Source organism: Peribacillus sp. SIMBA_075, from assembly GCF_046534585.1.
Genome location: NZ_JAWRYN010000389.1, coordinates 1 through 290 on the forward strand (window position 1 = coordinate 1; position 290 = coordinate 290).

Genomic DNA, 290 nt, shown 5'->3' on the forward strand with positions numbered 1-290 from the left:
GTTTTCTTGGTTGCTCATGCGGTCAAAGTTGATTTTGACTGCCTGGGCATTGAACGGCGTACCATCATGGAACTTGACGTTTTGACGCAGCTTGAATGTGTATTCGGTTGCATCATCATTCACCGAATATTCAGTCGAAAGTCCCGGTATCAGCTTCAAGTCTTTGTCGTAAATCAATAGGCCCTCAAACATGGAGGTCTGTACCCCACTTGACAGGGCATCCCCTGTATTTTGCGGGTCCATCGTAATGAAGTTTTCGTTGACTGCCACCACCAGCTGTTCTTTTTGTT

1 protein-coding gene is annotated in these 290 nt (G+C 46.2%); it reads right to left on the bottom strand.

Features of this window, described 5'->3' with window-relative positions:
- A partial coding sequence (locus tag SB775_RS28715; protein ID WP_410864589.1) for an ABC transporter substrate-binding protein occupies nt 1–273 on the bottom strand: 273 nt, incomplete at its 3' end.
- Nucleotides 274–290: the final 17 nt, after the last annotated feature.